The 21,890-nt window shown below is 43.7% G+C and carries 12 protein-coding genes and 1 pseudogene; 4 read left to right on the top strand and 9 right to left on the bottom strand.

Annotated elements, in window-relative coordinates; translation table 11 throughout:
- Positions 1 to 148: 148 nt before the first annotated feature.
- Positions 149 to 1,624, top strand: coding sequence for a glycoside hydrolase family 125 protein (locus tag C4S38_RS12250; protein ID WP_103983947.1), 1,476 nt, complete (start codon positions 149 to 151; stop codon positions 1,622 to 1,624).
- 49 nt (positions 1,625 to 1,673) lie between these two features.
- Here C4S38_RS12250 and C4S38_RS12255 read toward each other — a convergent pair whose 3' ends face one another.
- On the bottom strand, positions 1,674 to 2,369 hold the full coding sequence (locus tag C4S38_RS12255; protein WP_099464594.1) for an SIR2 family NAD-dependent protein deacylase: 696 nt from the start codon (positions 2,367 to 2,369) through the stop codon (positions 1,674 to 1,676).
- Positions 2,370 to 2,467: 98 nt separating this feature from the next.
- Between C4S38_RS12255 and C4S38_RS12260 the strand changes: the two genes are divergently transcribed.
- The 3 genes from C4S38_RS12260 (at position 2,468) to C4S38_RS12270 (ending at position 8,401) form a co-directional block, all read left to right on the top strand.
- Positions 2,468 to 5,707 carry a GH92 family glycosyl hydrolase gene (locus C4S38_RS12260; protein ID WP_103983948.1) on the top strand — a complete coding sequence of 1,080 codons (3,240 nt, stop codon included), beginning with the start codon at positions 2,468 to 2,470 and terminating at the stop codon, positions 5,705 to 5,707.
- Positions 5,708 to 5,787: 80 nt separating this feature from the next.
- The gene (gene nhaC, locus C4S38_RS12265) at positions 5,788 to 7,260 is read left to right on the top strand and encodes a Na+/H+ antiporter NhaC (protein WP_103983949.1); all 1,473 of its coding nucleotides are present in this window, start codon (positions 5,788 to 5,790) and stop codon (positions 7,258 to 7,260) included.
- Entirely contained in the window at positions 7,229 to 8,401 is a 1,173-nt protein-coding gene (locus C4S38_RS12270) for a dicarboxylate/amino acid:cation symporter (protein WP_103983950.1), read from the top strand. Before nhaC ends, C4S38_RS12270 begins: the two co-directional genes overlap by 32 nt.
- On the opposite strand, the gene C4S38_RS12275 is transcribed toward C4S38_RS12270, so the two are convergent.
- From C4S38_RS12275 to C4S38_RS12305, 8 genes and pseudogenes are all read right to left on the bottom strand, one after another.
- A complete protein-coding gene (locus C4S38_RS12275; RefSeq protein ID WP_103983951.1) occupies positions 8,395 to 8,934 on the bottom strand; it encodes a 3'-5' exonuclease in 540 nt (179 codons plus the stop codon). The genes C4S38_RS12270 and C4S38_RS12275 overlap by 7 nt on opposite strands.
- 199 nt (positions 8,935 to 9,133) lie before the next feature.
- Positions 9,134 to 11,653: a glutaminase domain-containing protein gene (locus tag C4S38_RS12280; protein WP_103983952.1), complete on the bottom strand. Its 2,520-nt coding sequence runs from the start codon at positions 11,651 to 11,653 to the stop codon at positions 9,134 to 9,136.
- Between the two features lie 111 nt (positions 11,654 to 11,764).
- Positions 11,765 to 11,959 (bottom strand): hypothetical protein, encoded by a 195-nt coding sequence (locus C4S38_RS12285; protein WP_103983953.1) that lies wholly within the window; start codon positions 11,957 to 11,959, stop codon positions 11,765 to 11,767.
- Between the two features lie 237 nt (positions 11,960 to 12,196).
- Positions 12,197 to 13,753, bottom strand: a complete 1,557-nt coding sequence (locus C4S38_RS12290; RefSeq protein ID WP_394340853.1) for a zinc-dependent metalloprotease — start codon at positions 13,751 to 13,753, stop codon at positions 12,197 to 12,199.
- A 78-nt stretch (positions 13,754 to 13,831) separates the two neighbouring features.
- Positions 13,832 to 14,658: pseudogene (locus tag C4S38_RS15955) on the bottom strand (DUF5117 domain-containing protein); the annotation flags it as partial.
- 81 nt (positions 14,659 to 14,739) lie between these two features.
- Positions 14,740 to 16,701: an alpha/beta hydrolase family protein gene (locus C4S38_RS12295; protein WP_103983965.1), complete on the bottom strand. Its 1,962-nt coding sequence runs from the start codon at positions 16,699 to 16,701 to the stop codon at positions 14,740 to 14,742.
- A 20-nt stretch (positions 16,702 to 16,721) separates the two neighbouring features.
- Positions 16,722 to 18,215, bottom strand: coding sequence for a RagB/SusD family nutrient uptake outer membrane protein (locus tag C4S38_RS12300; protein WP_160034729.1), 1,494 nt, complete (start codon positions 18,213 to 18,215; stop codon positions 16,722 to 16,724).
- A gap of 30 nt (positions 18,216 to 18,245) precedes the next feature.
- Positions 18,246 to 21,380 carry a SusC/RagA family TonB-linked outer membrane protein gene (locus C4S38_RS12305; protein WP_234999370.1) on the bottom strand — a complete coding sequence of 1,045 codons (3,135 nt, stop codon included), beginning with the start codon at positions 21,378 to 21,380 and terminating at the stop codon, positions 18,246 to 18,248.
- Positions 21,381 to 21,890 lie beyond the last annotated feature (510 nt).

Consider the following 21,890-nt stretch of genomic DNA (forward strand, 5'->3'; position numbering starts at 1 on the left):
AAGGGGTGGATAGTACAAAAAAATAGCTCTTATTCTGCCACTCCTTAGTTTTATGTTGTACTTTTACGCGGGCTAACCACCCTGCATGATCGAACTTTATTCGGTAATTGGAAACATTAAATAATTACTTATTAAACACATTACAAAAATGACAACTCGCAGAAACTTCCTTAGAAACGGTGGCCTTGCACTGGCCGGCCTAATGGTTGGAGAGAAATCGATTACCAGCATGGCCGAAGCAGCAGGCAAGTACGACAGCATGCCCGGCACAGCAGCCGCTTTGCAGTATGTTTGCCAGCGTCCGGCACCGGAGAAACGCCAATTCACCTCCGAAGCAGTAGAAAAAGCTATCAAGACGACAAAAGCCAAACTAAAAGACGAAAAACTGGCCTGGATGTTCGAAAACTGTTTCCCCAACACACTTGACACCACTTGCGAACACAAGATGATTAACGGCAAGCCGGACACCTTCGTCCTTACCGGAGACATCCACGCTATGTGGCTGCGCGATTCGTCGGCACAGGTATTCCCTCATATCCAGTTTGCCAACGAAGATCCGAAGGTGAAAACCATGCTTGCCGGTGTTATCAACCGCCAGACTTGGTGCATACTGAAAGACCCCTACGCCAACGGCTTCAACGAAGGCCCGACAGGCAGCGAATGGAAAAGCGACAACACCGAAATGAAGAAAGAACTTCACGAACGCAAATGGGAAATCGATTCGCTTTGCTATCCCATCCGTCTGGCTTATCATTACTGGAAGAAAACGGGCGATACCTCACCCTTCGACGCCGATTGGGAAAAGGCCATGCAATCCGTATACAAAACATTCATCGAACAACAACGCAAAGACAATCTGGGTCCGTACAAGTTCACACGCGTAACAGACCGTCAGGGAGACACCCTGCTTAATGACGGCTGGGGAAGCCCCGTTCGTCCGGTGGGACTGATCGTTTCTTCTTTCCGCCCTTCAGACGATGCCACTCTGTTTGGTTTCCTTATCCCGTCCAACCTGTTTGCCATCACTTCACTTCGCCAGTTAGCCGAGATGATGCGCACAATAAAAGGCAACAACGCATTTGCCGCCCAGTGCGAAGCCCTTGCCAAAGAAGTAGACGCAGCCGTAAAAGAATACGGTATCATCAACCATCCGAAGTTCGGTAAAATATACGCATTTGAAGTAGACGGCTTCTACAACCACGTATTTATGGACGACGCCAACGTGCCCAGCCTGTTAGCTCTACCTTATCTGGGCTGTGTAGACGCAAACGACCCCATCTACCAGAACACCCGCAAGTTCGTATTGAGCGAATACAACCCGTATTTCTTTAAAGGCACAGCCGGCGAAGGAATAGGCGGCCCGCACATCGGATTCGGTTACATCTGGCCGATGAGTATCATTATGCGTTGCAACACAACAAAAGACGCCGAAGAAATACGCAAGTGCGTTAAGATGCTTCGCGACACCGATGCCAATACAGGCTTTATGCACGAATCATTCTATAAAGACGATCCAAGCAAATTCACCCGCTCATGGTTTGCGTGGGTAAACACCCTGTTTGGCGAAATGATTTACCGCCTCGTAAACGAAGGCAAAGTAGATATCCTGAATAATCTGGGATAAAACGGTGGCACTCCATTATAGCGGGCTCACGGCCCGCTATTTCATAAACCTACCTGCCTGCCAACAGAATCTCTTTCAACTTCATTACCCCCTCCGAAGCTCCTGTCTGGATATGCTGTATGTCGTTACGATATGTATTCACATCTTTCGGATCGACCAGGAAGATAGGCTGACCTTTGCGCACGTAGTTCAATAAGCCTGCAGCCGGATATACGTTTAAAGATGTACCGATAACGACCACTATATCCGAAGCCTCAACCTCCCGGATAGCCGGTTCGATCATCGGGACAGCTTCACCAAACCAAACAACAAAAGGACGTAGCTGGCGGCCATTCTTATCTTTATCTCCCACATGCAAATCGGGATTGTCCGGCGAAATATCGTAAGTAGTGCCCATGTCGCCCACCGGACACGATTTCATCAGCTCGCCATGCAGATGAATTACAGAAGAGCTTCCGGCACGCTCGTGCAGGTTGTCTATATTCTGGGTGATGATGCACACATCAAAATCCTTTTCCAGTTCGGCCAAACCGATGTGTCCTGCATTCGGTTTGGTATTCAGTAGTTCCCTGCGCCGCTGGTTATAGAAATCGAGGACTAAGCCCGGATTTGCCGCAAATCCTTCGGGAGTTGCGACGTCTTCCACACGATATTTTTCCCATAGCCCGTCCGAATCGCGAAAGGTAGAGATTCCACTTTCGGCACTCATACCGGCGCCTGTCAATACAACTAACTTCTTTTTCATATCCTGATTATTTTGACTACCAACAAATATAGGCATAAGTTTTGGGCAGAACCAAAGAGATTTGTATTAACTTTATTCCCTCAACACACTATACGGTTATGAAAAAGAACATATTCTCCCTGTCACTGCTTGTCTTTATACTAGTTCAATTGCACGTACACAGTCAAAACGCATCTCTCGTGAATCCGTTTATCGGAACAGCCCGGAGCCACGCCCTTTCGCTGTGGGGAAACTACGGAGGAACTTACCCCGGAGCCGTTGCCCCCTGGGGACGCGTGCAACTTACGCCTGAGACCAGCATCCGTCCCTCGGAAAGAGGATATTATTATAGTGACGACAAAATACGTTCCTTCTCGTGCGTAACCCATCGGAGCGGTTACCCGAACGGTTCGGCCGGGAGGGTCCATCTCTTATTCATACCCGATCATATTTCGGAACTATCCCAGGAATACGACGGGCGTGCTTTCTGCCACACACAAGAACAAGCTGCGCCGGGATATTATAACGTGCACTTTCAAAGCGGAGACCAGGTAGAAACTACAGCCTTAGTCCGCACCGGATTATTCCGCTACCACTCGGACAAAGAACAGACAACGCTGGTTATCTGTAATGCAGGAAACTTATCTGTCGGTAATCAAAACACGATAAATGCGGATTTCTTTCATACCGTATTCCGGTTCAACCATCCCTGGAAAAAATGTACATTGCGTAACGACACAGCCTACCTGTATTTCGATAAAGCGCAGACAAAAGACGGGCTACAGATAAAACTCGGCACCTCCATCCGTAACTTTGAAGGCAGTCTCAAAAACATGGATGCCGAAATACCCGGCTGGGATTTTGAAGCCGTACGGCAGTCTGCCTACAACCTGTGGGATGAAGAACTAAGCTGCGTCCGGATCGAATCGGATGACAAGGATAACAAAGAAAAGTTTTACACAGCACTTTATCATTCCTTCCTGATGCCCTGGATCGTCTCGGATGTACAAACACAAACAGGCAACACATACGCCGAGTTCTCAGCCTGGGACACATTCCGCTCTCTGCATCCCCTTCTCTCCTTGTTGAAACCGGACCGCCAGAAAGACATGATACGGTCTGCCATGAACGAATACCGTGCCAAAGGCTTTCTTCCAAAAGGCCCCATGACCGGCATGCACATGATACCGGTTCTTGTAGATGCCTACGTAAAAGAGGCGGTAGACGAAAATGCGGAAGAATTATACCAGGCCATGCTATCCTGCTACGGCGAAAGAGATCTACAGAACTCTCTGAGCGAATACCTGCAGAAGGGCTATATCGGAGCTTCCAAAGAAAAATCGGTCAGTATCACAACAGAATTTGCCTACGACGACTGGGCTTTAGGCCACTTTGCCCGATTAACAGGACGGAAAGCAGATGCGGAAAAGCTGATACGCCGTTCGTTTAATTACCGGAATCTGTTTGACGGGCAAACATTGTTCATGTTGCCAAAGGATGAAAACGGTTTTGTCCGTAATTCCGGAGAACTGGGATATCAGGAAAGCAACCGGTGGACAGCCTCCTGTTTCGTCCCGCATAATATACAAGATTTAATCAACTTATCCGGCGGCACCAATGATTTTGTAAACCATTTACAGAAAGGGTATAGCGAAGGTAAAATCATACACGATAACGAACCCGTTTTCCATTATCCATACCTCTTCTGCTGGGCGGGCAGGCCGGATATTACGCACCGGATAGTAAACAGAATCCTTAATGAAGATTACTCCTCGCGTCCGGGCGGCATTCCGGGAAATGACGACTTAGGGTCTACCTCCAGCTGGTTCGTATTCAGCGCCCTCGGACTATTTCCTGCCTGTCCGGGGACTGGCGAATATATACTGACACCTCCGTTATTCGACCACATAGAAATCCGTCTGCACAATGGCAAGACCCTCACAATCGACACCGAAGACGAGCCACAACAAGCTGCAACCTCCTACCCTACCATACTATTCAATGGAAAAATGCACAATAGTATGTACATCGATCACCATGCTATTGCAAACGGAGGAAGGTTAGCATTTGACTACGGCAGCCCTATAACCGATTTTTCTTCTTACAAAAGGCCATTCTCCGAAACAAAGGAGAAGCCGGATTTTAAGATAACGGCCACTATTCCGGCTCAAAGTACAATGTCTCCCAACCAGTCCAATCATATTGTCTTCCACGTCACCAACAAAGGCGTTCAAGGTTCCTTCGCAGCCTGTTTGTATGATGACACAGCACAGATAGCCACCAGGCGGGTAATGGTACAACAAGGGCATACCCTGGCAGATACACTCTCATTCACACTCTATAAAGAAGGAAAACACAAGATTAACCTGGGAGACTACACCTATACCATAGTGGTAAAAGATTCGGCAGAGCGTACACAACCTTTTATCTGCACCCGGATCATTGGCTCTCCCTTGCTACCCGTAAACGAAAAGGTGAGCTGGCAAATAGTTTGCAAGAACATATCCGGCAAACCGCATAAAAGAAAAGTTCCTGTCTTAGTAAACGGAAAGGCAGTTGCCACCCTAAAAGTTTCCCTGGCACCGGGAGAGCAACAGACAATAAGCATGCCATATACCGCCTGCCGCGAAGGCTTTCTGGACGTAAATGTCTTAGGTTGCCATAAACGGGTAAAAGCCTATTCACAAAGTACGTCAGCCTGTTTGCTGCACCTCGATTACAACCACAAAGACGACCTGTTTGTATATGACCAGTCCGGCTTTGGCAACCATGGTGAATTGCACGGTAGCCTTCAGTGGGGCAAACAAGGCGGACAAGGGACCATACAAACCGGAGAACAAGCCTATGTCGTATTCCCACTCTCCGAGAGCCTGCAATCTGTCTACAATAATCAACTGACAATAGCCACCTGGATCTATCCGCAAGAGCCACCCAGGGGTGATGCCGATTTCTTTACAAAAGGAGATTACAGCCTGTTCAAGATGGAGGGTGCCCGCCGGCTGGCATTCTTCGCCGGAGGCTGGGGACGGGGCGAGTGCCAGGTCAATGTACCGGAAGATTGGTACACCCGTTGGCATCATATCGCAGGAGTATGTACCGGTTCCAGCATTAAACTATACATAGACGGGCAATTGATACAGGAGATACAGGTCGAGGGAGAGCTGGCGGAGACAGAATTACCCTGGAATCTGGGACGTAATGCCGAGATGCCTTACAGTCGCTTCTCCCACATGAAATTCGGTTCAAGCCGGATATACGGAGCTGCTCTGTCGGATGAAGAGGTAGCCGGCCTATACGAGGCAGGCTATAATGTGTTTGTGGGATCAAGAAACGCAGATAACGCAGACGGGTACAGATGAACGCAGATATATTTTTTAAGAGAGACATCTTTTCGCTATATTTGCAACCTATATCATAACAGCGTATAAGACAGAAATAAATGGAAAATCGTCCGCAAAGACTACCGGCACCCTTACTATCCATCGTCCCGATCATTGTACTGATTGTCCTCCTTTTCTTTACAATCCGTACATTCGGAAGTGATGCATTAAATGGCGGCAGCCAGATTGTATTACTCACAACAACGGCGATATGTTCCCTCCTGGCTATCGTAGTCTGCAAAACGAAATGGAAAGACATCGAACAAGCTATCTGCAATAACATATTAGGTGTGTCGGTTGCACTCATTATCCTGCTATTGATAGGGGCTTTATCGGGCAGCTGGATGATAAGCGGGGTTGTACCCACACTGATTTATTACGGAATGCAGATACTGCATCCCAGTTTCTTTCTGGCATCTTGTTGCATTATCTGTTCTATCGTATCGGTTATGACAGGCAGTTCGTGGACAACTATCGCAACCATTGGTATTGCACTGATGGGCATTGGGGAAGCACAAGGTTTTTCTACCGGATGGATTGCCGGGGCTATCATATCGGGAGCTTATTTCGGTGACAAGATCTCCCCCCTTTCCGACACGACAGTTCTGGCTTCATCCGTAACGCACACCCCGTTATTCACGCACATCCGTTATATGATGTTCACAACGGTACCCTCCATGCTGATTACCTTAACCATCTTTACAATTGCGGGATTTACACAGGATAACGCAGGCAACGAACAAATAGCCGCCTTCTCGGAATCACTAAAAAGCACCTTCAACATTTCACTCTGGCTGCTCATTGTACCTGTAATAACCGGTATTCTGATTGCCCGCAAAGTACCGTCGTTAATTACTTTATTCGTATCATCGGCATTGGCTGGTGTATTCGCTCTTTTTTTTCAGCCCCATCTGCTACAAGAGATTTCAGGGCTTCCGGCAGAAGGAGTACAAGCTTCTTTCAAAGGTTTATTCATGACATTTTACGGAAGCACCCAGATAGAGACACACAACGAGGCACTGAACAACCTGGTAGCTACCCGGGGAATGGCAGGTATGATGAACACGATCTGGCTTATTATCTGTGCCATGTGTTTCGGCGGTGCCATGACAGCCAGCGGAATGCTGGAAAGTATAACTTCCGTATTCCTGCGCTTTATGAAACGCAGGGTGGGCATGGTAGCTTCTACCGTGATGTCCGGTTTATTTCTGAATATATGTACGGCAGACCAATACATATCCATTATCCTGACAGGTAATATGTTTAAAGATATATACAAACGAAAAGGCTATGAAAGTCGTCTGCTTAGCCGCACGACAGAAGATTCGGTAACGGTCACTTCCGTACTGATTCCCTGGAACACATGCGGCATGACGCAAGCTACCATTCTGGGAGTAGCCACGCTTACCTACCTGCCTTACTGTTTTTTCAACCTGATCAGTCCGTTGATGAGTATAACCGTTGCCGCCATAGGTTTCAAAATAAAACAAGTACGCGACCATGAAGAAGATAAAAATCACACTGCTGACTAAAGTCATTATTGCCATAGCCGCCGGCGTATTGTTCGGACAATTCCTGCCGTCGGGTATAGCACGAATCTTTGTCACCTTTAATTCTCTGTTCGGGAACTTCCTTTCCTTCTCCATTCCGCTCATTATTGTGGGGCTGGTAACACCGGCTATCGGAGAACTGGGCAAAGGAGCCGGCAAACTTCTGGCAATAACAGCATTGATAGCTTACGGATCAACCATCTTTTCCGGTTTCTTCACCTATTTCAGCGGTTCGGCAATCTTCCCCCACATCCTGCCTGCCAATACGGAACTGACCGCTATGGAAAACCCTGAGAGCTTCATGCTCAAACCTTATTTCGCAGTAGCCATGCCTCCGTTAATGGACGTAATGACAGCCTTATTGCTTTCGTTTACCGTAGGGCTTGGAATCTCCAACATAAAAGGAACCACCCTACGGGATACGTTCGTTGACTTCAAAGAAGTTATCACGATGCTGATAGAGGCTGTCATTATCCCTTTGCTGCCTTTGCATATCTTCGGCATTTTCCTGAATATGACGGTAAGCGGACAGGTAATGAGCGTAATTGCAATGTTCCTGAAAGTAATTGTCGTAATCTTCGTACTGCATGTGCTTTTACTGCTGGTCCAATTTACAATAGCCGGCAGCGTCAGCCGTAAAAACCCGCTACGTTTATTAAAGAATATGCTGCCTGCATATGCTACAGCTTTGGGTACACAGTCTTCGGCGGCAACAATCCCTGTTACATTAGCCCAGGTTGTTAAAAACGGGGTACGCGAAAACATCGCCATATTTGTAGTTCCTTTATGTGCCACGATCCATCTGGCCGGCAGTACAATGAAGATAACGGCATGTGCCATGGCTATCATGATTATGGCAGGAGAGCCTGTTACTTTTGCCCAGTTCGGCGGCTTCATCATGATGTTAGGTATCACAATGGTAGCAGCACCGGGAGTTCCCGGCGGAGCCATCATGGCTGCACTGGGATTACTTCAAAGCATGTTAGGATTTAATGAGACATTGCAGGCATTAATGATAGCGCTATATATAGCAATGGATAGCTTTGGTACGGCATGCAACGTTACGGGCGACGGTTCCATAGCCGTCATCATAGATAAAATTGCAGGTAAACAAGCTCAATAGATAATCCGTACCAGCTCTTGCAAAGATTCCACCCCGCGCTCACGCATCATTGTATTGGCTATATGGGCACATGCATAAGCATCGGCCATAGCATGATGGTGATAGGTAAGATCATATCCGCAATGGGCGGCTACGGTTTGCAGTTGATGATTGCAAAGGTATGGATATAGTTTCCGCGATAAACGGCACGTGCAGTAAAAGTCATAGTGCGGATAAGCCAGACCATAAACCTGATGAACAGCTTTCAGGCAACCTTCGTCGAAAGGACTGTTATGCGCCACTAAAGGTATATCCTGAATCCTGGGAGCAATCCTGGCCCATACTTCTTCAAAGTCAGGAGCATCATTCGTATCCTCAGCAGTAATGCCATGAATAGCTGTTGTCCAAGGGGAATAATAATTAGGGACAGGACGTATCAAGGTATAAATACTATCTACAACCGTATCGCCTTCTACAATGGCAATACCTACACTGCACACACTGCTTCTCTTGCCGTTGGCAGTTTCAAAGTCTATAGCAGCAAAACGTTCCATCTCATTTTAGTTTGATGCAAAGGTATGAAATAATTCACAGTCTCCTTTCGCCTGCCTCACTCCGGACGATATTCGCTAATCTCCCCAGGTAGGGAGAAAGTATCACCCTAAGTAGGGAGAAGTTATCCCCCTAGGTAGGGAGCATCTTTCTCCCTACCTAGGGGTGAGCAGGGATAACGAACGCAACGAGGGCTATGCGTTACCGCTTGGCTTTGTCGTGTAGCAGGCGCATGAAGTAGCCTCCCACTACGGAGCGCGCCTGGAAGCCGCGCTGGGAGCCGTTGCTCGTAAAGTGCCAGTCGCTCAACGGAACGCGTGAAGTTGTTTCGTTAGCATACAACCATATCGGTTCCACAAGAGCGGTAAAGTCGGCCGGCGTATCGGTCAAGCAAGCACTCCACATAATCCAGTCGGACTTGGTATAATCTGCCCGGTTATCCAGCGGCAAGCCATACTTGTTCTGGTGAGTCTTATAGTAAGCCATCTCGGTAGCAGCCACTTCGGCCGGGAAGATATTGAAACCCAGCAAACGATCCCATATCATATTATATTTCTGGCTCCAGGTTCCGGGCTTGTCGAAAGTAAGGCGGTAGTGGTCGCCATCGGCAGCCATTGCAACCCATTTCGCAGCCATTTCACGGGCAGCTTCGGTATAGCGGGCAGCTACATCGTCTTTACCCTGCATGGCAGCCAATTTTCCGTAACTGGCAATACCCATGATCGCCTTGATCGAAAGATTGGTGTTGTGAGCAAAGTGCCCGGCAAAGTCGTCGGTACAAAGCTGATTAGCAGGATCGAGCCCCTCTTTCAGCAGATAGTCGGTCCATACAGTCAGCACATCCCAATGTTTGGCCGCATAATCGGCATTTCCTTCCATCTGGGCGATAGCTGCCATAAGGATAAGCATATTGCCGCTTTCTTCCACCGGCATGTCTCCACCATAGGTCTGGCCGTTAGCCAAGGGATAGGTACCCACATCATGGGCAGCGAACGGCTTCGTCCATTTTCCGCTTTCGCTGTAATAAAGGATAGGATTCATCATGCCCTTTAACAGTTCCGGGTTATAAAGCAGGAACATAGGGGCGGACGGATAGGTAATATCCACCGTACCGATCGAACCGTTACTGAAGTTTTCTTTAGAGAAAAACAAAAGATTACCCTCTTCGTCCTGCACCAGTTTATGAGCGGCAATGACCTGGCGGTATGCAAGGGCACAAAGCTCGGCATATTTCTGTCCGCCGGCAGCAGCGGCATCCTGCATCATCTTTCCATCGAATTCGTTGCAGCGCTTCATTACGTCTGCATAGTTCTTAGCACCATCAGCAAAGGCTTTGAAAATGTCCACCTGTCCGTCATGTTTCCAGTAGGCCATGCGGTTATCTCCGAAGTATTGGATAGAGTATATATCGTCATAACCTATCATGACATGCCCACTGGCTGTATTGGATGAGACTTTGCCCAAGTTATCGGCATACGCAAGCACTGTCATTTGTTTTTGCATATCGGGAGATACATCCTCTGTCCTGCCTGAAAGTTTGCCGTTTGCCATGAATGCACCTTTAGAGGCATAATACTCATCAATAGACATGGTTACACGTGGAGACTGTTCGGCTGCCAGATAGAGATAACCCCAGTCGATACGCACATCGTCGCCCGATTTGCCAAGAAGAGGCTGTTCTTCGGTTCCGGTCTTCAGGAAAGTCATGCCATCCTTTTCTATCCTCTCGAAAGAAACGGGCTGGTCCAGGCTGTTCGTTGCCAATTGCGGGGTAGCTTCCAGATATACCTGAACATCATGTTCCTGTCCATCCAAAGAACGAACCTGATACGTAATATAGTTAAATGGAGAAGTCATCAAGTCCAGGTCATCCATTAAGAATGGAGCTGTGAAGATAACATCCAGCTGCACACCTCCGCATTCAAAAGTATAGAATGTCTGGGTAGGCATTACACAAACAGAAGTTTGTTTTGCACGTTCATCAAACGTATTGTCACGTTTCTCTTTTTTCACAATACCCAGATCCACATACGAACCACCACCGTTGTTATGGCAATGGGCAGCAATCACATTGCCGGTAGGCTTCAGGGCCTTCACTACTTCGGCTGGGATCTCTTTCAGCAGATTATAGTCCAGGTCATTGCCGGTAACGGCAACCAAAGTACCATTTACATAGACCTCAATATTGTCGTCGTGAGAGTATTGCAGATATAATGATTCTCCGCTTACATCTCCGGGAAGATCAAATGTGCGGCGTACCCAAATGTCGTCTGTAGTCCAGGGGGTAGACAGGTCAGGATTCCCTTCGGAACCGAATCCGGCTTTACCTGTTTTCCAACCTTTGGCCTCATAAGCCACAGCCATCCAATCACCGGCGGGCTGTTTTTCAGTATAAAGACCTTCCCATACACCACCGGCAGCAGTCGGTATAACAGGGCTTACCGGGAAATCTTCCATTCCCATAAAACGATAAGATTTACCATCTACACGAATGCCTCCTAAAAGAGGGAAATTTTTACCTGTCCAGTGGCGGGTATTCTCCTCATTCAGGTTGTCGGAGAAAGACCATACGCTTGTGTATGGATCAATTGTAACCAAAGGTACAGCCGGAGCGCGGAGAGCATTCTCTGCGGCTGGCGTATAAGTTTCGGTTACTTCAGGCGCAGTACACGCACTGAGTAGAATAGCGCTAACGGCTAAAGAATAGATTTTACTTTTCATTAAAAACACGTATTAAGTTAGATTTGAGAACGCACAAAGATAATATAAATTACCGGATGCGGCTAGCATTTGCAATAGAGCCTACATCCGGTAAAACTATGAAATAGCAACTTATTTACTAAAATCTCTTGGTGCCGGAACAGGTGCCAACGGTTTACGGTTTTGCAACTGCAACATTATTTCCTCAATAGCCCGATCAAGTTGCTGATCTTCACCGTTCCATTCCTTTACAGGATCATTATCGATCAGGATATCAGGATCGACACCTTCGGCATTTTGCAAATAAAGTTCGGTCTTACCCGTCACATCGGAAATATATCCTACGCCGGGTTATCGGTAATATTCACTACCGTTTTTTGCTGCGGATCGTAAACCCAGATATCATCCGCCATATCCCCCTTTCAAATTATAAAGAGTATATCCTTTATTTATCAGCTGATAAGCAGTCGCAGGAATATTTTAAATCGTCCCGATCTTTAAAAAAAATCATCGGGATGATTTTTTAATTTCATCCCGATGATTTAAAATATACTATTAAGAAATTTATTTGTTCGGATTCAAAGCTTGGTCAATACGTGTCTTCAGATTTTTAAGATGACGGCTGGTAGCCGGATCATTAGCCATTCCACTTGACTTACCGATCTGAATGGAAACCTTTTCCAGACAATCACGCATCAACATCGGAACATCGGTATTTACATATTCTTTATTGTTCATATTTGCCATTAAACCGTTTACAAACGTATTCTGTATATAGCGGCGATAAGCGTTGATCGGCTGACGGTTATTCAGTTCTTTAAAAAGAACCGTACGCAAATCCGTAATATATTCGTCAGGGGTATAACTATCCGGAAAGCTGTTATTAAAGTCGGCCATACGAATAAATGTTGCCGGATCCAATAATGGGCAGGCAGAAGGGTTAAATACATAGTCAATCAAACTGTTCAATTCCTGTTCGGGAGATTGATAGATACGTAGCATATACGGTTCGTCAATAATCCAACCCGGTTTCGTAAAGAATTGTTTGTCGAAGAATGCCAACGCCTCTTTCTGTGTCTCTTTAGCTACCGGCTGATATACTTTTCCTGCTTCTTCTACACTCTTATAGTTACGGTTAACACCTCCGATATTTGTTGCCACATGCCCTAGATAACGTTTATATTGGCTGATCAGTTCCTTATGCATCCGATGAAGATTTGTATTCAGGTCTCCTTCTTCGTATGTCCATTCGGGAAGAGCTTTTACTATACGTTGCAGGTTTTTAATTCCATATTCGCTCGCTTTCACAGAATTATCGCCCAAATCCTCACGTTGGCTACGCGGATCAATACGAATTTCTTCACTACCAAACCACAAGCGCGGATTATCGGCAAGTGTTTTAACAGTCAGTTTATTCAATATCAAACGCTCCTCTTCATCATCCTTAGCTTCAAAGACAGGCATATATCCCCACTTAATAGCCCATTTATCATAAATATTAATACGTGGATATAATCCTGCTGGCCCTATATTATCCTCTGGTTGAGCCACGTAATTAAAACGGGCATAGTCCATAATAGATGCCGTATGTCCATTTGCTTCCACCCAGGCTTTGTCACGCAGTTTCTCTACCGGCGTAAGACTGCTTGCTCCCATATTATGGCGTAAACCTAATGTATGGCCTACTTCATGTGAAGAAACAAAACGAATCAGATCACCCATTAATTCTTCATCAAATTGCATTTTATTAGCACGCTTGTCACTACATCCGGCCTGTATCATATACCAGTCGTGTACCAGCTTCATGACATTATGATACCAGCCGATATGGCTTTCTATAATTTCTCCACTACGCGGATCATGCACCTGAGGACCATATGCATTCGGTATAGGTGATGCCAAATAACGGATTACTGAAAAACGGGCGTCTTCCATACTCATTGTGGTATCATTTTCCGGCCATTCTTTGCCAAAGATAGCATTCTTAAATCCCGCTTCTTCGAAAGCTTTTTGCCAGTCATTTACACCATCGATCAAATACTTACGCCATTGTTTCGGTGTAGCCGGATCAATATAAAAGACAATAGGTTTCTGAGGCTCCACCAATTCGCCCCGTTTCATCTTTTCCACATCTTCCGGTTTCGGCTCCAAACGCCAACGGCAAATAAACTTCTTTTCTTTTACGGCCTGTTGATCATCTGCAAAATAAGAATAGTTGTCTGTGAAATACCCGACACGAAGATCAAACAGACGCTTCTGCATTGGTTTTTCAGGAAGAAGTACAAAAGAAGTATTCAATTGCATAGTAACTGCTCCTGTCATCTTAGCTGCCGGATAAACGACTTCCCTGCGACCTGTTTTTCCATCGGCAGGAGCAGAAGAAGCAAAGGTCTTTACCATCCGCACTTCCGTATTGATAGGATATGATTTTATATTCTGTATGTAGACTTATCGCCTTGTATGGAACCCAGGTTATATTCTTTTTTCGTACGGGCAGGTAATGATACAGCCTGATTGTCTCCAGCAAAGAAATCGGTTACCTTGATAACGGAACTTCCATTATTCAGGGCTTCAATTGAAAAAATACCGATAATCGGATTTTCAGAACTGACAGCCACAGCTTTACTAATATCGCTGTTTTCTTCGGCGGTAGCATCTAATACCAAAGAACGAAGTAACAATTTATTATTCGGTGCTTTTTCCCAATAAACTGTTTGTTCATTTGCCATCTCACCGCCATACAAACCTCCATCTACCGGAGTAGTTGTATAACGCGTAACAGCCAATATTACACGGGATAAAATGCTGTCAGGTATTTCAAAATACCAATCCGCCCCTACCTTATGAGTAGTAAAAAGGCCTTGCATAGTTTTTGCATCCGCTGTAATCACTGAACTATACGGCTTAATACCGTTTTTACTTGTCTGTTCTACAGGCTTTACGCCTTTGTCTTTTTTGTCTTTCGACTGTACCGGTAAAGCTACGGAAAAAGCCAACAAACCGGATAGCAATAGTATTTTATTCATGGCTATTTAATTTGCAGTAAATGTAACAAAAAGGCTGGCTGATGAACCAGCCAGCCTTCGCATATTTTTAAAATAGACCGATTATTTATTCTCTATTTCATCTAGAAAACGGAAACATTCGTAATAGAACTTACGATTATTGTCTACTCCCTTTATTCCGTGCCCTAAACCTTCAAATTCGACATAACGGTGAGGCAATCCCAGCTGGATCAGTTTACGATCCATCAGACGTGAACCTTCTATATCCACACGATTATCGTGGTTACCATGCAACAGAAGTAGAGGGCCGGTCAATTTCTCTGCGTGATAAAGAGACGAGCGATCAATCAACTTTGCTTTATCGGCAACCGGATCTCCTGCTTCAAGGAAGGTCCAGTCCGGAATATTAGAGTGTGTATGTTGATAAATAATATCACAGAATCCGGCAGTTTCGATACCGAAACCGAATTTAAAGTGTGCTTTATTTCCGTTTACTTCACCGGGGAATGTAACCAGACGCATTGTTGCATAACCTCCATGGCTCATTCCAAATACACCTACACGCTCGGCAGGAACATTCAGTTTATCAGAAATATATTTTGCACAATAAATGATATCAATAATTTCATTTCCTCCCAGGTCCTTATCGTTCATAGCAGCAAAATCACGGCCAAAACCTGCACTTCCCCGTGGAGAAGGACTTAAAACAGTAATACCTGCTGCATTATAAACTTGATATTCCGTATTATAACGATTCTCTCCGCCATAGAAAGATTCAATCATTATTATTTCTTTGCCTGCAGGCAGCGGATTCTTCGGTTTATACAAATAAGCATGCAACATACGTTGTTTACCTGTAGCAGCATCAACGTCAAATGTAGGGATTGACAAACGCTCTACGTCAGAATGTACTAATTTAGCTTTCAAATCTTCCGGCAAATCAAAAGAAACAGCAAGTTTCATATTCTTTTTACCTACCTCGGCTTTTACAATCTGGAAGACCACCGATGCCGAATTAGCCAGCATACTTACTTCATTACCTTTTACAGCACCAATAGACAAAGACAAATCGGAGGATTGTTTATAAAGCATTTTGCCGGTCTTAATATCCATCAGCATCAATGAAGATTCGATCGGATTACTTTGCAAAACAAACAAATACTTCTCATTCTTTATAGTTACAAAACGCGCATCTTCAATATCCGTTGTAAAATTAGTAACCTTTGACGAACTCATATTTTTACGGTCAAAACGATAAAGATTTTTATATCCGTCCTGATCAGAAAAATAAAAACATTCATCCGGCGAAATCCACTCCTGCATTACCGATGTACCGGCATAACTAGCCATTTTGGTAGGATCTGTCAACACTGTCATCTGTTTTGTATCAGTGTCAACATAAATCACGTTAGCGTACTGACGATCTGCATCTTTCAAAGCAAGAATCATAAGTCCTTTGCCATCAGGTTGCCAACTTACATCTCCCCATGTATAACGGAAATCCGGCTTATCCTGGCAAACCAATTCATCCTTTCCAGTCTTCAAATCCAGAATGCGAAGTTCATCCAAACGCTTTTCGTTTTGAGCTAGACGGGCTACATAAGCAATTTTTGTTTTCTGCGGATTGAAGTCCCATGCATAAATATAAGGAACATCTGTCAGCTTTTCAGGATTCGGTGAAAGGAGGTTGCTACGATAGATATTAATAATCTCCTCATTATTCTCATCACCAATCCAATACACACAGCCATCCTTATCATTATACTGGGGGCCCCAGCAATTACGCTTAGAAAAGTCCAGATCCACAACATCTGTTGCTTTAGACAAATCCTGTCCTTTCGCAAGATCAAGCCATTGCAGCTTGTTTGCATTCGAAGTCTTGAAGAAGAACAATTTTGTTCCATCCTCACTCAATGAAAACTGTGAATACGGAAAGTCTTCAAAGAAAGGAGCAATATTCACATCACGATCTTGAAACTTCAGTGTCAAGTTGGATGATGATTGCTGTGCTGTGGTGGCCGTCACGGCCACCACCAGCATTAATGTTGCAAATAGTTTATTCATAAAAAGCAAGAGATCTATGGTTAATTTCTCCAATATTCATTCTGATCTGCATCAGTAAGTTGTTTATTATAGAACAATTCAGTGTTTGGTATAGGCAACATGAAACGAGGGCTATTAGCCGGAAGTTCCTTTACACCAGCCCATTGATCAGGACCTACACGTTTCAACGGTTTCTGCAAACGTTTCATATCATTCAATGCAAAACCTTCTCCGTATAATTCCTTACGTCTTTCATACCAGATATTATCAACTGTAGCATCGGTAGTTTTTGCACCGCGGGCAACCTGCAATGTATTCAAAACATCTTTAGCTACAGAAGCATTTCCCATCTGAAGTTCTGCTTCTGCCTTAATCAGATAGCCTTCTGCAATACGGCAGAAAGGATATTCGGCATCACCAATACGTGTACGATGTCCAAACTTGCTTACAAAATAACCGTCATCCTCATATACATAACCTGGAAACAATTTACGGCAATCCGTATCATCAAACATATTCCGGAAAGAAGCAGCTGCACGAACTGTACTATATCCTTTCAACATATCAGCTGAAGCTTTCTTCTCAACATCTTCCGGAGCAATCTTAGCACCATATTCATATCCTTCAAAGTAAGAACAATACCAATAGAAAGACGGGATAGAGGCATACAGGTTACAAGTATTAGGTGTGAAGTTGAAGAACCATAACCATTCTTTGTTATGATCCTTAAATCCAGCCTTATAATCTGCCTGAGACATCAAATTGGAACCATCATAGCTTCCGGTAGCCAATGTTGCATACTTTTCTGCATTTTTATAATCTGCCATATTCAAATAAGTGCGGGCAAGCAACATAGCTGCTCCTTTCTTATTCATAAACTGGGCATCAGAGCCTGTACTATGTTCATACAAGTAAGTCAAATCGGATACAATCTGATCATAAGCTTCACGTACAGAAGAGCGTCCAACATTTTCACTTTCATCGCTGGAACCCGGTTTCAGGCGCAATAAGATACCTTTAGAATCCGGTTGATCGGTATATGCACGGGCAAACAACTGGGTAAGCAACAAAAAGTTATACCCTCTTAATCCATATGCTTGCGCAATCATGTCTTCTTTTTCACCACCCTCAGGCAACATAGTCTCTTTGCTTGCAATGATTGTATTTGCCTGGTCAATTGATTTATAAGCATATCTCCATATATATGCACAATAGCCAGTCCACCATGGATCGTCAACAGGAGTTTGTGCATACTGATAAGAGAAAATCAACCAGTTATAAGTAGGAAAACCATATGCACCACTGGTCATTGTAAGGTCTTCACCCATAAGATCCGAAGTCATCATTGCCAACGTATGATAACGATATTCCCCTAAATGAGAGTAAGCTCCCATCAAGGCTGTTTTAGCTGCTGCCACATCCGTATAAATCTGGTCGTCGGATACGGAAGTAGAAGGAACCTGGTCGAGCACATCGCTTGAACAGGAAAAAAAGAACGGTAATGCTAGACTTAGCAATAAATATTTTGTTTTCATATTCATCTCTATTTATAAAAGTTCATTTGATTAGAAGTTCAGGTTGAATCCCATTGTAAATGTACGGGGCACAGGGATCGTAGTCAAGTCATTATAACCACCAACACCAAAGATGTCAATATCGTCATATCCTTTCCAGTCATCTTTAAACCATGTAAACAGGTTATCTGCACTTACAAATACTTTAGCACCCTTCACCACGTTGGAGAAAGCACCCAGACGTGAAGGCAAATTGTATGTCAACGTAATATTCTTCAATTTAATATTCGTTGCATCATACAAATAACGGGTAGATACACCGTTAGAAGTATTTGTATTATTATTTGAATACTTCGGAACATTTGTATTTGTATTCGTAGGAGTCCATGCATTCAATTCGTCCTTATGCATCTGTGCACCAGCCTGATTACCATCATGCATAACCTGAGAATACAAACCGTCATATACCAAACCACCCCAGCTATAAGCAAACAGGATAGACAGGTCAAAACCTTTATAAGAAAGACTTGTACTTAAACCACCATAGAGGTCTGGAGTAGCACGTCCTTGTTTTTCATAAGTTGCCTGGCTGTAAACATTTGTAGTCGTACGATTTCCGTTAGCATCGACCTTAATCCATAAAGGGTCGCCATTCTTAGGATCTACGCCCGCCCATGTAGGCATATAGAATTCATATTGACTACTCCCCTTTGACCAAATCTTTTTAGTAGAAGAAATTATCTGGTCGTCACCTACTATATCCTTAATTTCGTCACGGATTGCAGATAAGTTAAAGTCTACATTCCATTTTACAGGAGTATCACGAAGAATATAGGCGCCAAAAGTAAACTCAACACCATAGTTGGCAACTTTGGCCATATTCATCATAATAGATTCAAAACCATTAGAAGCGGCAAGCGGATAGTTGTACAATAAGTCTTTTGAGTTTTTATGGAAATATTCCAAAGATCCATAAAAACGATTCAGGAAGCGGTAGTCTACGCCAATATTAAACATTGCCTGTTTTTCCCAACGCAAATATGGATTAGCAAGCTGTGTATGACCTGTACCGGAAGCTGTACCATAAATATAGTCAGCGCCAGTGTCCCAGAGGCCTAATGACTGGTAACGATCAAGTCCCTGATTATTACCGGAAGTACCGTAGCTCAAGCGAAGTTTCAACTGATCTATCCAAGTCAGGTTCTTCATAAAGTTTTCCTGTTCCATACGCCAGGAAGCACCTGCGCTCCAAAAAGTACCCCATTTATTATCTTTCCCGAATACGGAAGAACCGTCACTACGTAAACTTACTGAGAAATTATAACGATCATTATATGTATATTCCACACGACCCAAATAAGAGATCAAAGCCTCTTTCGTCGTCTTAGATTGTGGAGCCAATGCAGATGCACCTGAACCAAGTTCGTGCATTCCGTTCAGCGGGAATGAAGTAGCACCAGCTTCTGTTCTTTCATATTCACTCTGCCAATACTCAAAACCAAGCATAGCACTCAAGTTATGTTTATCTGCAATACGAGTGTTATAATTCAACGTATTAGTAGACGTGTACATCAAATCCGTTGTATTATAACGGTCTGAACGTCCACCATAAGCAGGTCCGTTACCGTGATCTTTATTCCAATATTTTAATTCCGAATAGTGGATATAATCCGGAGAAAATACAGTCTTGAAATTTAAGCCTTTATACAATTGGAAATCCAGAAAAGCAGATGCAAGAAAGCGATAATTCTTACTTTGATTGATATCCATCTTCGGAATAGCAATAGGGTTAAAATCCAAAGAAGTAGGGTTCTTAAAATTAAACTGTTTGTTACCGTTTGAATCAAGAATCGGATTGCCATTGCTGTCTGTCAAATAAACAGGAACGCCATTGGGGAACAATAAAGCATTGTACAATGGACTAGCTCCGGCTCCACCACCTACTTCCATATTCTGGATAGCATGAGAAAAAGTTACGTTCATACCAGCTTTTAACCAAGGTGTTATTTCTGTAGTTACATTACCTTTTCCTGAATAACGTTTGTACATTGCAGACGGAGTTACACCATCCTGATCATGGTAACCTGTTGAAAAGAAATAGCTGGTCTTTTCGTTACCGCCTGTTACATTAATATTATAGTCCTGGGTAAATGCAGTTTTAAATATCTCGTCCTGCCAATCTGTATCAACAATAATGCGTGCTCCATTAACTAAATTACCATTAGCATCATAAGGTTGATCCATATTATATGGGTTAAAAGTAATTGCGCCCTGTGTTAATGTATTTGCTGCAGCTGCAGCTTCTGCAGGAGTAGCTCCGGCAGCCAGTTTTTGTTCGTAATATGAACGGAACTTTGTATCATAGAATTGAGACGAACTCATCATATCATAAGCCTTCGGAACAGAGGAAAAACCGAATTGGGCATTGAAAGACACTGTTGCCTTACCCGATTTACCATTTTTGGTAGTAATTAAAACAACACCATTAGCTGCACGTGATCCATATAGTGAAGCAGCTGCCGCATCCTTTAAAACTGTTATAGTTTCAATATCCTGAGGATTCAGAGTTGCAAGAATACTGGATGTATTGTCGTTGTCATCCGCCAACTTACTATACTTTGTATTTGCAGAGATGGGCACACCATCAACAACATACAAAGGTTCGTTTGAAGCATTCAAAGAACCGGATCCGCGAATACGGAAAGAAGATGTAGATCCCGGTTGTCCTGATGAAGACATAACCTGCAAACCTGCAACCTGTCCTTGCAACGATTTATCAAATGAAGCGCTGGGAGTTTGAATTTTACTATTATCCACACTAGCAGCAGAACCTGTAAACACGGACTTTTTAGCTGTGCCATAAGCAACCACCACTACTTCATCCAATGCTTCGGAACTACTTTTTAAAACAACTCTCATATTAGGTTGTGCAGGAACTTCCTGTGTTTCCATACCTACATAAGATATAACCAATATTTTGGAATCAGAAGGTATCGACAATTCAAATTTACCATCAAAATCAGTAATTGTACCTTGCGATGTTCCTTTTACCAAAACAGATGCGCCAATAATAGGCATCCCATCATCACCAGAAATAACAACGCCTTTTACAGAACTTGTCTGTGCTATTGATATGCTTATCCCCAAGCATAAAAACAGCATTAACCACGTTAGCTTACTTTTCATAATCATATCTATTAACTGTTAGTAGTATTCGCAACACTCAATTTTTTAATAGCTTTAACCATTCTCTAAAAAATAAGTTCTAATCGAACTTAAATAACATTATATGGTTTTCACTCGTTTTCCCGTTGCAAAGGAATGAAAAAAAGACATAACCAAGAAACATTTTAATACTTTTATTTGACAAAAATCTTTGATTTATAAATTTCATAAGCATAAAAGCTTCTTTTTTTAAAAAAAAGACCAAGAAAAGACAAGGTACGACTTAGTTCGATTAGAACTAAGTCGTACCTTGTTCCATTACAAATGCCAAAATATTTTTTTTAAACACAAAGACAAATCTTATTAATTTTCACATTTATTCATGCGATATTCTATTTCTGTCCGACAAAAGTTACCCTACAATGCCTTAGCACAAATTTATAACCATATCCATTAGTATAAGATTTATATATCAAACCATTTTCCAATAACGCAAGAGAGGCGGCAGGCTGGTAAACATTATTACCAGCC

It is taken from the genome of Parabacteroides chinchillae (genome assembly GCF_900108035.1).
In the GTDB taxonomy this organism is placed as follows: Bacteria; Bacteroidota; Bacteroidia; order Bacteroidales; family Tannerellaceae; genus Parabacteroides; species Parabacteroides chinchillae.